General features: G+C 65.7%; 14 protein-coding genes. 5 read left to right on the top strand and 9 right to left on the bottom strand.

Going from position 1 to position 13,245, the window contains the following annotated elements; all coding sequences use genetic code 11:
• The first annotated feature begins 83 nt into the window (after window positions 1-83).
• Window positions 84-1,463 carry a T6SS phospholipase effector Tle1-like catalytic domain-containing protein gene (locus AC1RP5_RS08465; RefSeq protein WP_493110190.1) on the top strand — a complete coding sequence of 460 codons (1,380 nt, stop codon included), beginning with the start codon at window positions 84-86 and terminating at the stop codon, window positions 1,461-1,463.
• Here AC1RP5_RS08465 and AC1RP5_RS08460 read toward each other — a convergent pair.
• From AC1RP5_RS08460 to paaG, 3 genes are read right to left on the bottom strand one after another with little or no spacing between them, the layout of a single operon-like run.
• Complete coding sequence (locus AC1RP5_RS08460) at window positions 1,460-2,392, bottom strand: SMP-30/gluconolactonase/LRE family protein (RefSeq protein WP_493110189.1); 933 nt, start codon at window positions 2,390-2,392, stop codon at window positions 1,460-1,462. The two genes, AC1RP5_RS08465 and AC1RP5_RS08460, sit on opposite strands and share 4 nt — an antisense overlap.
• A gap of 47 nt (window positions 2,393-2,439) precedes the next feature.
• Window positions 2,440-3,222 (bottom strand): enoyl-CoA hydratase-related protein, encoded by a 783-nt coding sequence (locus tag AC1RP5_RS08455; protein WP_493110188.1) that lies wholly within the window; start codon window positions 3,220-3,222, stop codon window positions 2,440-2,442.
• A 21-nt stretch (window positions 3,223-3,243) separates the two neighbouring features.
• Window positions 3,244-4,041: a 2-(1,2-epoxy-1,2-dihydrophenyl)acetyl-CoA isomerase PaaG gene (paaG, locus tag AC1RP5_RS08450; protein WP_493110187.1), complete on the bottom strand. Its 798-nt coding sequence runs from the start codon at window positions 4,039-4,041 to the stop codon at window positions 3,244-3,246.
• 104 nt (window positions 4,042-4,145) lie between these two features.
• On the opposite strand from paaG, the gene AC1RP5_RS08445 reads away from it, so the two are divergent.
• Window positions 4,146-4,592, top strand: a complete 447-nt coding sequence (locus AC1RP5_RS08445; RefSeq protein ID WP_493110186.1) for a flavodoxin domain-containing protein — start codon at window positions 4,146-4,148, stop codon at window positions 4,590-4,592.
• A 147-nt stretch (window positions 4,593-4,739) separates the two neighbouring features.
• Here the strand turns inward: AC1RP5_RS08445 and AC1RP5_RS08440 are convergent, their stop codons facing one another.
• The 3 genes from AC1RP5_RS08440 to AC1RP5_RS08430 form a co-directional block, all read right to left on the bottom strand.
• Window positions 4,740-5,822: an adenylate/guanylate cyclase domain-containing protein gene (locus AC1RP5_RS08440; protein ID WP_493110185.1), complete on the bottom strand. Its 1,083-nt coding sequence runs from the start codon at window positions 5,820-5,822 to the stop codon at window positions 4,740-4,742.
• 101 nt (window positions 5,823-5,923) lie between these two features.
• Window positions 5,924-6,820, bottom strand: coding sequence for an SDR family NAD(P)-dependent oxidoreductase (locus AC1RP5_RS08435; RefSeq protein WP_493110184.1), 897 nt, complete (start codon window positions 6,818-6,820; stop codon window positions 5,924-5,926).
• A gap of 9 nt (window positions 6,821-6,829) precedes the next feature.
• A complete protein-coding gene (locus AC1RP5_RS08430; protein ID WP_493110183.1) occupies window positions 6,830-8,080 on the bottom strand; it encodes a thiolase family protein in 1,251 nt (416 codons plus the stop codon).
• Window positions 8,081-8,151: 71 nt separating this feature from the next.
• On the opposite strand from AC1RP5_RS08430, the gene AC1RP5_RS08425 reads away from it, so the two are divergent.
• Entirely contained in the window at window positions 8,152-9,555 is a 1,404-nt protein-coding gene (locus AC1RP5_RS08425; RefSeq protein WP_493110182.1) for an FAD-binding oxidoreductase, read from the top strand.
• 64 nt (window positions 9,556-9,619) lie between these two features.
• Here AC1RP5_RS08425 and AC1RP5_RS08420 read toward each other — a convergent pair whose 3' ends face one another.
• The 3 genes from AC1RP5_RS08420 to AC1RP5_RS08410 form a co-directional block, all read right to left on the bottom strand.
• Complete coding sequence (locus AC1RP5_RS08420; protein ID WP_493110181.1) at window positions 9,620-10,114, bottom strand: hypothetical protein; 495 nt, start codon at window positions 10,112-10,114, stop codon at window positions 9,620-9,622.
• Window positions 10,115-10,240: 126 nt separating this feature from the next.
• Window positions 10,241-10,588, bottom strand: coding sequence for a RidA family protein (locus AC1RP5_RS08415; RefSeq protein ID WP_493110180.1), 348 nt, complete (start codon window positions 10,586-10,588; stop codon window positions 10,241-10,243).
• Between the two features lie 47 nt (window positions 10,589-10,635).
• Entirely contained in the window at window positions 10,636-10,986 is a 351-nt protein-coding gene (locus AC1RP5_RS08410; protein ID WP_493110179.1) for a RidA family protein, read from the bottom strand.
• A gap of 116 nt (window positions 10,987-11,102) precedes the next feature.
• Between AC1RP5_RS08410 and AC1RP5_RS08405 the strand changes: the two genes are divergently transcribed.
• Window positions 11,103-12,326, top strand: coding sequence for a CaiB/BaiF CoA transferase family protein (locus tag AC1RP5_RS08405; RefSeq protein ID WP_493110178.1), 1,224 nt, complete (start codon window positions 11,103-11,105; stop codon window positions 12,324-12,326).
• 20 nt (window positions 12,327-12,346) lie between these two features.
• A complete protein-coding gene (locus AC1RP5_RS08400; protein WP_493110177.1) occupies window positions 12,347-13,186 on the top strand; it encodes an amidohydrolase family protein in 840 nt (279 codons plus the stop codon).
• Window positions 13,187-13,245 lie beyond the last annotated feature (59 nt).

Below are 13,245 nucleotides of genomic sequence, written 5' to 3'. Positions count from 1 at the left end.
TGCGCCCGTGCATCGACGGGCAATATGGTCCTGTCGTGCAATTAATGGTGTAGTTACTTCGCGGAACCGCGGGGGAGCTGCATATGCCGGAAACGACCGCCGAAGTGACGACAGGCGCGAGACAGAAGCGCCTAATCCTGTTGCTGGATGGGACCTGGAACGACTGGGAAGCCAGCGACGACGACACGAACATCGTCCGGCTCGAAGACCGGATCATCCAGCATCTGCAGCCGCCGAGAGCCGTGCCCATCCCCACAGCGTCCAAGGCGGACGGCGGCACCGCCGGCACCGATCAGGTGAGCGCATTCAGATCGGCCAATCGTGACAACTACGTCTTCTACCAGCGCGGCGTCGGCACCGGTTTCAACGACAAGTTCACCGGCGGAATCTTCGGCGAAGGCCTCAGCGCCAACATACGGCGTGCCTACAAATTCCTCTCCTTCAACTACCAGGAGGGAGACGAGGTCTTCGTGTTCGGCTTTTCGCGAGGGGCGTACACCGCGAGATCCGTGATCGGCTACATCGCAGCGGCTGGATTATTGAAGCGGGAAGCCTGCTCAGCAGAAAACGAAGAGCGGGCCTGGAACTTCTACCGCACCCCGCCCGCCGACCGGATGCCGGCAGAGTGGGTCGAATTGACCGAGTACATGCACAAGCGCGAGGACTTCCGGGTCAATTTGATCGGCGTTTTCGATACGGTCGGCGCGCTGGGTGTACCGATCGGCTGGTTCGACATCGAAAACCGCCAGAAATACGCATTTCACGACGTCAACCTCTCGTCGATCACCAAGGTCAACCTGCACGCGATCGCGATTGACGAGCAGCGCAAACCTTTCAGTGCCTCGATCTGGCGGCGGCCACGTTACAAGCAATACGACACCAAGACGGAGCAGGTCTGGTTTCCAGGCGTGCACGCCGACATCGGCGGCGGTTATTACTCGACGGCAACGAGAAACAATCGCGATACGCTCGACGACATCACGCTGGATTGGATGATCCGACGGGTGAAGCGGCACTATCCGGACTTCCCGATCACCGACGGTGCTCTTCTCAGCCCCAAGGAGCACAGCGCCGCCGAGCAGCACAATTCCCGTCAACGCCAGTATCGACTGTTTCCGCGTGCGTACCGGTCCATGGCCAACATGCCGGTCAAGGATCTCAGGTTCTGGCAGACCGCAGTTTCCTACGACCGCCGCGATGGCGCCATCGAGGAAAACGTCCACATCGCGGCGCTGATGAGATTGGGACAGCCGGCCGGATTCTGGTCGGCGAAGTATGCTCCGAAGAACCTTCTGCGCGTGCTGCCTTTGATCGAAGACACCTACGCCAAGCCCGATAGCTACCCGAAGGTCTTCGTCATCGACTGGAATGGCGAGAGAATCGACAGCGCCGATCACCCCTCCGCTGCGGCGATGCTCAAGCTCATCGCCGACGCAAAGACCAAGCTAGGCATCAGTCCCTAGTCATTGAGATATTTCAGCTTCAGGCCCGGACGCGGCCATTCGAAGCTGACCAGCTTGCCGGTCATCGACAGCGTCGCGTAGGCGGTGCGCAGGTCCTTCCCGCCGAAGCAGACGTTGGTGACCATCGCGTCGGGGAACTTGTACTGCGTCACCGACTGGCCGTCGGGCGAGATGTCGGAGACCGCGCCGGTGATCAGCGTGGCGACGCAGATGTGACCCGCCGAATCGACCGCCAGCGAATCGAACATCTGGTAGCCGCCAAGGCCGGTCACCACGCGGCCCTTCTCGCCGCGATAGGCGCCGTTGGCGTCCTTGATGGTGCCGGGCGCGGAGAGATCGAAGGCCCAGAGGCGCGCCGTCGGCGTCTCGACGACATAGAGCGTCTTGCCGTCGGGCGAGAGGCCGCAGCCGTTGGGCCGCTCCAGCGGGAACACCTTCTGCTCGATCTTCGAGCCGTCGGCCTTGGCGTAGTAGACGGCGCCGCGATCGTTGTCGTGCTCGCGCGTCTTGCCGAGGTCGGTGAACCAGAAGCCGCCGGCATCGTCGAAGACGAGATCGTTCGGCCCGTTCAGCTTGCGGCCGTCGCAGCTGTCGTAGAGCGTCTCGAACTTGCCGGTCTCCGGATCGACCACCTGGATCGAGCCACCCTTGTACGAGGCGGGCTGCGTGCCGGGGAACAGGCGGCCGTCGGGCCGCTCGATCCAGTTGAAGCCGCCATTGTTGCAGACATAGATCTTGCCCTTGGGGCCCACGGCCGCGCCGTTGGGACCGCCGCCCAGCTTAGCGATGATGTGCTGCTTGCCGTCCGGCGTGACGCGGGTCAGCGTCTCGCGCGCGATCTCGACCAGGATGACCGAGCCGTCGGGCATCGCAATCGGACCTTCGGGAAATTTCAGGCCCGAGGTGATCTCCTTGAACGGCGTCGTCATGGCGTCTCTCCCGTGGTCGGTTCTTGTCGTCGTTTTCTTGTCGTCTTTTACTTGCCCTTGAAGGCGGGCTTGCGCTTGGCGAGGAAGGCCGCGACGCCTTCCTTGAAATCCTCGCTCTTGCCCAGCTCACGCTGGAAGTCGCGCTCGACGTCGAGCTGCTCGGAGAGCGTGTTGCCGCTGGCGCGGTTCATCGCCTCCTTGATGCGCGCGAGCGACATGGTCGGGCCGTCGGCCAGGCGCCGCGCGAGATCGCCCGCGGTCTTCATGAGGTCGGCATCCTCGACCACGTCCCAGATCAGGCCCCAGTCCTTGGCCTGCTGCGCGCTGATCTGCGGCGCCAGCATCGCCAGCGCCCGGGCGCGCTGCTCGCCCACCAGACGCGGCAGGAACCAGGTGCTGCCGCCGTCGGGCAGCAGGCCGATGCGCGCGAAGGCCTGCAGGAACGAGGCCGACTTGCCCGCGACGGCGATGTCGGAGGCGAGCGCGAAGCTCATGCCGACGCCGGCCGCCGGGCCGTTCACCGCCGCCACGATCGGCTTCGGCACACTGCGCATCAGGCGGATCACCGGATTGAAGAACTTGTCGAGCGCCTCGCCCGAATCCGACGTGCTGCCACGGTCGGGATCGGCAAGGTCGGCGCCAGCACAGAAGCCACGGCCCGCACCGGTGAGGAGCACGGCGCGCACCGAGGTGTCGGCGGCGAGGTCTTCCCAGCACTGCTTCAGCTCGCCGATCATCTTGCGCGACACGGCATTCAGCCGGTCCGGCGCATTCAGGGTCAGCGTGGCGAGGCCGTCGTTCTTGGCGATCTGGATCTTCTCGTAGGTCATCGGTCTCTCAACTGTCCTGGCTTAACGTCCGGTGAAATTGGGTGCGCGCTTGGCAAGGAAGGCCGCAACGCCCTCCTTGAAGTCCTCGCTCTTGCCGAGCTCGCGCTGGTGGTCGCGTTCGAGGTCGAGCTGCTGGTCGAGCGTGTTGGTGGCCGCCGCGTTGATGGCGCCCTTGATCGCGGCATAGGAGCGGGTCGGGCCGGTCGCGAGCCTGCTGGCGATCTTGCCGGCCTCGTCCATCAGCGCGGCATCGTCGACCACCTGCCAGACCATGCCCATGCGCGCGGCCTCCTCGGCCGGCACCGAACTGCCAAGCATCGCGAGCGCACGCGCGCGGGCATCGCCCACCGTGTGCGGCAGGAACCAGGTGCCGCCCAGGTCCGGGATCAGCGAGATGCGCACGAAGGCCTGGTCGAAGCGGGCCGAGCGCGCGGCGATCACGATATCGCAGGCCAGCGCCAGGTTGGCGCCACCGCCCGCCGCCACGCCGTTCACCGCGGCGACGATCGGCTTGGGGAGATCGCGCATGGCGCGGATCATGGGGTTGAAGATGCGGTCCATCGCGGCGCCCACATCGCGCGGGCCCTGGGAAGACGCATCGCCGGGACCGCCGCCCGCCAGATCGGCGCCGGCACAGAAGCCACGGCCGGTGCCGGTCAGCAGCACGCAGCGCACGGCCGCGTCCTCGCGGGCGCGCTTCAGCTCGGCGTTCATGGAGTCGATCAGCGCGTGACTCATCGCATTCAGGCGATGCGGACGATTGAGCGTCAGGGTCAGCACGCCGCCCGCGAGGGTCGAGAGGACGGGCGTTTCCGGCATTGTTTCTGGGGTCTTTTCAGTCATGGGCCAAAGACTGGCATGCGTCCGGAGGCCGCGCCATCGGGTCGCGTCGCATCGCGGCATTCGCTACCTTATCCCGGAGCATGGCCACGATCCTGATCCTGGTCGGCACCGAATCGGGCAACGCCCAGATGGTGGCCGACGCGCTGCAGCCCGTGCTGGCGACGTCCGGCCACACGGTCGACGTCACCGACAAGGCCGCGACCGCCGCCGACCTCATGGCGCACGACGTGCTCCTCGTGGTCTGCGCGACCCACGGCTCGGGCGACATACCGACCAACATCCTGCCGCTGGTCGAGGCGCTGGACCGCGACAAGCCCGACCTGTCGGGTCATCGCTACGGCGTCATCGCGCTCGGCGACATGACCTACCAGGACACGTTCTGCGGCGGCGGCAAGAAGGTCGACGAGGCGCTGGAGCGTTGCGGCGCGAGGAAGGTCGGCGAACGGCTCGAAGTCGACGCTTCCGAGCAGCCCCTGCCCGACGAAGAAGCCCTCACCTGGATCGAGGGCTGGAAGACTCAGGTTTGATTCCGACTTGATCTCCTCCCCATTCAAATGGGGAGGTGTCGACGTCTTACGTCGACGGAGGGGTCATGTGTGGCCGTCGTTCTTCGGCGCTTTCGGACATTGCAAGCAATGTCCTGTCGCTCAACGGGCCGAGCTCCGCTCGGCCCCTCAATCCGGCAACGTAAAGATCTCGACCGGATCTCGCACGCCGCGCAGGCGATGCTTGCCCAGCGACTTCATCGGGCGCGGGCAATCCTCGTGGAATTCGGCGGAGGCGCAGACGCGGACTTCCAATGCCTTCGTCAGGCCCTCGAGCCGTGACGCTCGGTTGACGGCGGAGCCGATGACGGTGAAGTCGAGCCGGTCCTCGGTGCCGATGTTGCCGAAGGTCACCGTGCCAACGTGGAGCCCGATGCCGAACTTGATCGGCTCGGCGCCGCCGGTGGCGCGCGCTTCGTTGGCGGCGTCGGCATCGCCGATCACCTGCTGGGCGGCTTCGAGCGCGGCGGCCGTCACCATCGGCATGAACAGCGCATCCTCGGCCGGAAAGTAGGCCATCACGCCGTCGCCGATGAATTTCAAAATCTCGCCGCCATGCTTTTCGAGCGCATCACCGATCAGCTGGAAATAGTTGTTGAGCAACTCCAGCACCTGGTCAGGCTGCAGGCGCTCGTTGAGGCCGGTGAAGTCGCGCAGGTCGGAGAACCACAGGACGGCGCGGATCTCCTCGCCGTCGCCGCGCCGGATCGCGCCGTTCAGGATGCGCTGGCCGACCTGACGACCGAGATAGGTCTCGGTGATGGTGTGGGCGACGCTCTCCTCGATATGCATCTCGGTGATCGCGCCCATCATGTCGACGAGCCGCGTGAGATCGTCGATGTCGGCGTCGCTGAACCCGTCCCTGGCGTCGGTCGCGAAAGCCACGACCGGCATCGGCCCGTCGCGGCGGATATGCATCGGCAGCGAATAGTAGTCGGTGCCGCCGCCGCTCCTGACCTCGTGCAGCACCTCGTGATTCTTCTCGGTCAGGCGATCGAGCCGATAGCGCACCGGCGCACTACTTTCGCGCACTTCCTGGATCGGACTGCCGATATAGGCCGAGGTGAACTGCACGCCATAGGCGCGCGCGATCGATTCGACCTTCTCGCCACGCCGCCACAGATAGCCCATCGCCTGAAGCTGCGGATGCACGAGCTGCAGGCCGACATACATGCGCCACAGCGGCACGCCGGCCGCCAGCACGCGGTTCATCAGCTGCTCGATGAAGTCGGCCGGCCGGCGGACCAGCCGCCCCTCGCGGGTCAGCCACTTGGCGACCGGCAGCAGCCGGTCGCCTGTGGTTGCCTCGCCGCTCAGGAGCCGCTCACGACGGCGGCGACTTCCTCGCCGGAGGTGCGGAAGACGCGGTTGGCCGAGACGTCGGCGATCTTCTCGATATTGTCGGCGACGTCCTCGATGGTCGGCGCGCGGCCGTCGATCTTCAGGCCCTCGGCCTCGCGATACTCGATACGCGCGAAGGTGCCGGCGCCGGCGCTCCAGATGTCGCCGGTGCGTTGGCACTGCTCGCTGCACAGGAAGGCGACCATCGGCGAGACGAACTCGGGCTTCAGCTTGGCCAGCGCCTCGGGTGTCATCAGGCTCTCGGTCATGCGCGTGGCGGCGATCGGCGCCAGCGCGTTCATCATGATGTTGTACTTCTGGCCCTCGAGGCGCAGCGCGTTCATGAAGCCCACGACCGCGAGCTTGGCACCGCCATAGTTCGACTGGCCGAAGGTGCCGTAGATACCCGAGTTCGACGAGGTGACGACGACCCGACCATAGGCCTTGGCGCGCATGATCGGCCAGGCGGCGTGCGTGACATAGGCGGTGCCGAGGAAGTGGACCTTCACGACGAACTCAAAATCCTCGGTCGTCATGTTGTGGAAGGTCTTGTCGCGCAGGACGCCGGCATTGTTCACCACGATGTCGACCGTGCCGAAGGCATCGACGGCGGTCTTCACGATGTTGGCGGCGGTCGCGGCCTCGGCGACGGAATCATAGTTGGCGACGGCCTGGCCGCCGGCCGCCTTGATCTCGTCGACCACCTTGTCGGCCGCGGCGTGACCGCCACCCTTGCCGTCGACCGCGCCACCCGGATCGTTCACGACCACCTTGGCGCCACGGCTGGCCAGCAGGAGCGCGTGCGCGCGGCCGAGACCGTTGCCCGCGCCGGTGACGATGGCGACGCGGTTGTCGAAGCGGATTGTCATTTCTGTCCTCTACTCTTTCTTGAGAATCACGACCGAGGCCACGGCCTCTTCCATGCCGATCACGCCGCCGCCGTTTTCGGCGAGCGCAACCTTCGCGCCTTCCACCTGACGGGCGCCGGCCTCGCCGCGCAGCTGCATGGCAAGCTCGGCCAGCATCGACAGGCCAGTGGCGCCGACCGGATGGCCCTTGGAGACGAGGCCACCCGACGTGTTGACCGGCAACTTGCCGCCGGGGCCGGTGGCGCCCGACTCGACGAACTTGCCGCCTTCGCCCTCGGGGCAGAAGCGCAGCATTTCGCACTGGTAGATCTCGCAGAAGCTGGTGGCGTCGTGGACCTCGGCGACGTCGATGTCCTCAGGGCCAAGGCCCGCCATCTTGTAGGCCTTGTCGCCGGCCGCGCGCGTCAGGCCCGGCTCGTCGAGATTGCGATACTTGCCGCCGGAGAAGCCGACGCCCGCGATCTTGAGAGCGCGGTCCTGTACTTCCTTGGGCTGCTTCTCGAGATACTCGGCCGAGCAGAGCAGCGCGGCGGCCGCGCCGTCGCCGATCGGCGCGCACATGGCGCGGGTCAGCGGGAAGGACACGGGGCGATCCTCAAGCACCGACTGCGGCGTCATCTGGAAGCGGTACTGCGCCTTCTCGTTCAGCGCGCCGTAATTGTGGTTCTTGGCGGCGCCGGCAGCGATCTGGGCCTGCGTCGTTCCGTACTTCCACATGTGCCACTTGGCCTGCATGGCATAGGTGTCCATGAAGATGGTGCGGTCGTCGCCCGGCTTGAACTCCGAGCCGACCATCTTGCCGACCCGGTTCATCTCCTCGACCAGCCGGTCGTGCTGGCTGGTGATGTAGCCCTGGTTGAAAAGTCCCGCCGTGCGCTCGGGCGCCTCCGGGCTGAACAGCTTCTCGACGCCGAGGCAAAAGGACAGCTCGTGCGTACCGGCCAGCACGTCCTTCCAGGCGCCCATGAAGGCGGTCGAGGCGGTGGCGCAGGCATTCTCGACGTTGAACATCGGCACCCGCTCGGGAAACAGCCCCTCCTCGACCAGCGGCTGGAACAGCGCCTGGCCACGGATCGAGTTCTGGCCCCAGAAGCCCATGCCGCAATTGCCCAGCCAGCCGGTCTCGATATCCGTGCCCTTTTCCATGCCGGCATCCTTCAGGGTGCCGAGATAGGCCTCGCGGGCCAGGTCGCCGAAGCTGAGGCCGGGGTGCTTCTTGAAGACGGTCGTGTAGGCGCCGATCACGTAGACGTCGCGCATGGGGCGGTTTCCTCAGGTTGGCTTTGGCCGCATTTGAGCGTATCCAAACGGCTTACGCTAGGAGAACGAACATGGCTGCAGCGGCCCAGGCGAAACCTCCCCACGTCGATGCCACGATCGCCGAGCTGAAGGCGCTTTTCGGCGACCGGGTCAGCACCGCGCACGCCGTGCGCGAACAGCACGGCAAGGACATTTCGTATCACGAAGCGCACCTGCCGGACGCCGTGGTCTTCGCCGAATCGACAGAGGAAGTGCAGCAGATCGTCCAGCTCTGCGCCCGCCACAAGACGCCGATCATCCCGTTCGGCACCGGCACCTCGCTGGAGGGCCATATCAGCGCCCCCAATGGCGGCATCTCGCTCGACGTCAGCCGCATGAACAAGGTGCTGCAGGTCAACGAGGCCGACCTCGACGTGGTGGTCCAGCCCGGCGTCACCCGCAAGCAGCTCAACGAATACCTGCGCGCGACCGGTCTCTTCTTTCCGATCGATCCGGGCGCCGACGCCTCGATCGGCGGCATGACCAGCACGCGCGCCTCCGGCACCAACGCCGTGCGCTACGGCACGATGCGCGAGAACGTGCTGTCGCTGCAGGTCGTGACGCCCGACGGACGGATCATGCAGCTCGGCCGCCGCTCGCGGAAGTCGAGCGCGGGCTATGACCTGGTGAAGCTGTTCGTGGGCTCCGAGGGGACGCTCGGCGTCATCACCGAGATCACGCTGCGCCTTTACGGCACGCCGGAATCGATGGTCGCCGCGACCTGCGCCTTCGACGACCTCGAAGGCGCGGTCAACACGGTGATCCAGACCATCCAGTCCGGCATCCCGGTGGCGCGCATCGAGCTGATGGACACCTACACCGTCGACACGGTGAACCAGTATTCCAAGCTCTCGCTGCCGCAGAAGAACCTGCTGCTGCTGGAGTTCCACGGCACCGAGGCCGGCACCAAAGAACAGGCCGAGATGGTGCAGGCTATCGCCGGCGAGAATGGCGGCGGCGACTTCGCCTGGACCAACCAGGCCGAGGAACGCAGCAAGATGTGGCAGGCCCGCCACGACGCGGCGTGGGCGGCCAAGGCCTACAAGCCGGGCTGGGGCATGTGGGCGACCGATGTCTGCGTGCCGATCAGCAAGCTCGCCGAATGCATCCTCGAGACGCAGAAGGACATCCAGGCCAACGGCCTCTACGCCCCGATCGTCGGCCATGTCGGCGACGGCAACTTCCATCTCACCATGATGGTCGACCCCAACGACCCGACCTACCTGCCGCGCGCCGAAGGCCTCAACGACCGCATGATCGCGCGCGCCCAGAACCTCGGCGGCACCTGCACCGGCGAGCACGGCGTCGGCATCGGCAAGATCAAGTACCTCTACCAGGAGCACGGCGAGGCAATGTCGCTGATGCGCTCGATCAAGAAGGCGATCGACCCGGACAACATCATGAACCCGGGCAAGATCATCGGGCCGATCAACTAGTCGTCAGACCACGAGAAAACAAAAGGGCCGGCAATCGCCGGCCCTTTTCCGTTGAGGAGCGAATTCAGCCGCCGGAAGCGACGATGCACTCCCTGACGCGCTTCCAGGCCGCGGGAGCGCTCTTGCCGAGATTGACGTCGTCGCGATCCTCACTGCCGCCCAGCAGCACGCTGTAGCCGCCCTTCGCGGCAATCATCTCGATCGCCGTCGCCGGCATGGTCATCCACATGCGCGCGCCGTTGGCCTCTACCGTCAGGTTCCATTGCAGGCCGGTCGCCGGCTCGCGCAGGGGAACGACGATGGAGTTGGGGAACTTGCCCTTGCGGTTCTCGGCGCGGACGCTGACATAGGCATCGCCATTGGTGCGCATCGCCATGATGTCGTCGCGACCGCCAACGCGGTGGAAGGCGCGGCAATTCGTGATGCCGTTCGCTTCCTTCTCGCGCGAGAAGGTCCAGTTGTCGAAGCCCTTGCCGAAAGGCTGCTGGCCATTTTGCGCCAGCGCCATCGACGTCATTCCCGCGAGGCACAGGCCCGCGAGCACGCTCTTTACCGGCATCTACCCTCTCCCCAGAGTTCGGGCGGATAGAAGCCGATGGCCGGCAACACGGTCAAGATCAGGGCAAGCCGCAGAAACAAAAAGGGCCGGCATTCGCCGGCCCTTTTCTAGTGAAGCAGGTGCGCCTTACTTGGCGGCCTGGATCATGATCTCGACCGAGAGGCCGGGAGCCGCGAGCTTGGCTTCGACCGTCGCGCGGGCCGGGGCGTTGCCGGGGGAGACCCAGGCGTCCCAGACTTCGTTCATCTGGCTCCAGGTCGAGATGTCGGTCAGCCAGATGTTGGCCGAGAGCACCTTCGACTTGTCGGTGCCGGCTTCCTTGAGGAACTTGTCGACCTTGTCGAGGATCTGCTTGGTCTGGCCCTTCACGTCGGCCTTGGCGTCGTCGGCGGTGAGGCCGGCGAGATAGACCGTGTTGCCATGGACCACCGCGCTGCTCATGCGGGCGCCGGCGTTGATACGGGTGACGCTCATTGACTTTCTCCTTCTTGGAATTCGAAGCGGCGGGACCTTAGCAGAGCCTATATCGCCGCGACGACCATGATTTCGACCTTCATGTTCGGGTCGTTCAGCCGGGCCTGGACGGTGGCGCGGGCGGGCGTTTGGCCCGGCACGACCCAGGCGTCCCAAACTTTATTCATGGCGGCAAAATCTGCGATATCGCTCAGCCAGATCGTGGCGGTCAGGATCTTCGTCTTGTCGCTGCCGCCCTTGGCCAGCAGCGAGTCGATCTCGGCCAGCGCCTGCTGCACCTGGCCGGTGATGTCGAGGCTCGTATCCTCGGGGATCATGCCCGAGCAATGGATGCGGTTGCCCAGGGTGACGGCCTCGCTCATGCGCGGGCCGACGTCGATTCGCGTGATGTTGCTCATGCGAACAACCCTAAAGCGGCCTTTCGGCTCGCACAACGGACCGGGAACGTACTCCACCCTCCCCGCGCGCCCGGATCGCGATAAAGTCTCCTCCGCGCATCGGAGATAATGCACCCATGACCATCAAGCGCCCGCTCGACGGGATGCTCGTCCTCGATCTCGGGCAAATCTACAACGGCCCCTATTGCGGCCTGCAGCTCGCCTTCATGGGCGCCCGCGTGCTCAAGATCGAGCCGCCGGAGGGCGACGTGGTGCGCCGCCGCAAGCGCGAGGTCGAGCCCTATCCGCTGGTGATGCTGAACTCCAACAAGGAGTCGGTCGTCCTCGACTTCAAGCAACCGCGTGGCAAGGAAATCTTTCTCGACCTCGTCGCCAAGGCCGACGTGCTGATCGAGAACTTCGCCGCCGGCGTGATGGATCGCCTGGGCCTCGGCTACGACGTTTTGAGCAAACTGAACCCGCGCCTCGTCTATGGCGGTAGCTCGGGCTTCGGCCTCGACGGTCCCTATCGCGACCTCGCGGCGATGGACGTCACCATCCAGGCGATGAGCGGCATCACCAATGCCACTGGCGACGCCGACGGACCGCCGACCAAGGCCGGCGCCGCGGTGTGCGATTTCCTCGCCGGCATCCATCTCTGCGCCGGCATCCTGGGCGCACTGGTGCAACGCGAGCGCACGAGCAAGGGACAGCGCGTCGAGGTCGCCATGCACGAGGCCGGCGCGATCTCCATCGCCTCGGCGCTGGGCGCGGTGATGGACGGCGACAAGAACGTGCCCGACCGCACCGGCAACCGGCACCCCGCGCTCGCCATGGCGCCGTACAACACCTACCGCTGCAGCGACGGCTATGTCGCGATCTTCACCTCGGCCGAGCGTCACTGGGTGTCGATGTGCGAGATGCTGGGCCGCAAGGACTGGCTCGCAAATCCGGAGCTTGCGACCACACCCGGCCGGGCGAAAAACATGGCCATGATCGACGACACGGTCGGCGCGTGGACGCTGACGAAGACCAAGGACGAAGTGCTGGCTGCGCTCAACGAAGCGCACGTGCCCTGCGCCCCGGTGAAAACCGCGCGCGAAGTCGCTTACGATCCGCATCTCGAGGCGCGTGGCTTCTGGGTCGATGTCGAGCATCCGCGCCGCGGCAAGACCCGCGTGCCGATCTCGCCCATCCGCCTCCACACCGGCGGCAAGTCGGAGATCAAGCGCGCGGCGCCGACATTGGGTCAGCACACCGATGCCGTGCTGGCCGAGCTTTTAGGCCTGCCGGCCGACGAGCTGGTGCGCCTGCGCGCCGATGAGGTCACAGTCCCGGTAACGGAACGGAAGAAGAAGTAACGAACGAAAGAGGAAACGCCATGCCGATCATCGACTCGCAGGTCCATGCGTACGAAGCCAACACGCCCAAGCGACCGTGGGCGACGGTGCCGAACTGGCCGCCTCACGTGACGGGCGAAGAGATGGTCGCGGCGATGGACAAGGTCGGCGTCGACGGCGCGATCTTCATCTCGTCCTTCTCGATGTACCGCTACGACGGCAGCTACGCCGAGGAAGTGGCGCGCCAGCATCCCGGCCGCATGGCCATCGTGAAGCCGGTCGATCCGGACGACAAGAACGTCGCCGACGTGGTCGCGAAGTGGAAGGAAACGCAGGGCGCCGTCGGCATCCGCATCTTCCTGCGCGAGGAGGAGAAGCGCGCGCCCGAGCATCCCGGCCTTGACCGCATCTGCAAGGCCGCCGTGGACTACGACCTGCCGCTCAATTTCCTGTTCTGGGGCCGGGTCGACGATGGCATCAAGATCATCGATCGCCATCCCAACACGCGCTTCATCGTCGACCATCTCGGCCTGCTGCAGCCGCGCGATCCGCCGGCGCCCGCCGAGCCGTGGGCCGACCTGCCGAAGATTCTCGACCTCGCGAAGCGCCCCAACGCGGTGATCAAGGTGAGCGGCGCCTGCACGCTGTCGAAGCAGCCCTACCCGTTCCCCGACATCTGGGATCCGCTGAAGCGCGTGTTCGACGCGTGGGGCTTCGAGCGCTGCCTGTGGGGCACCGACTGGACGCGCGCCTTCGCCGTCGTGAACTACGAGAACGCGGTGAAGCCGTTCCTGGAGACGAAGACGCTCAGCGACAGCGAACGCGCCATGCTGATGGGCGGCGCCTGCACCAAGGCCTACGGCTGGTCGCCGAAGAAGTAAGCTCTTACGGACCGCGGGCCTCCGGCCCGCTCATGAATCTGAGCGGGCCGGAGGCCCGC

Source organism: Reyranella sp. GW821-FHT12G01 (assembly GCF_058806575.1).
This window is presented reverse-complemented; position numbering and strand designations above follow the sequence as displayed.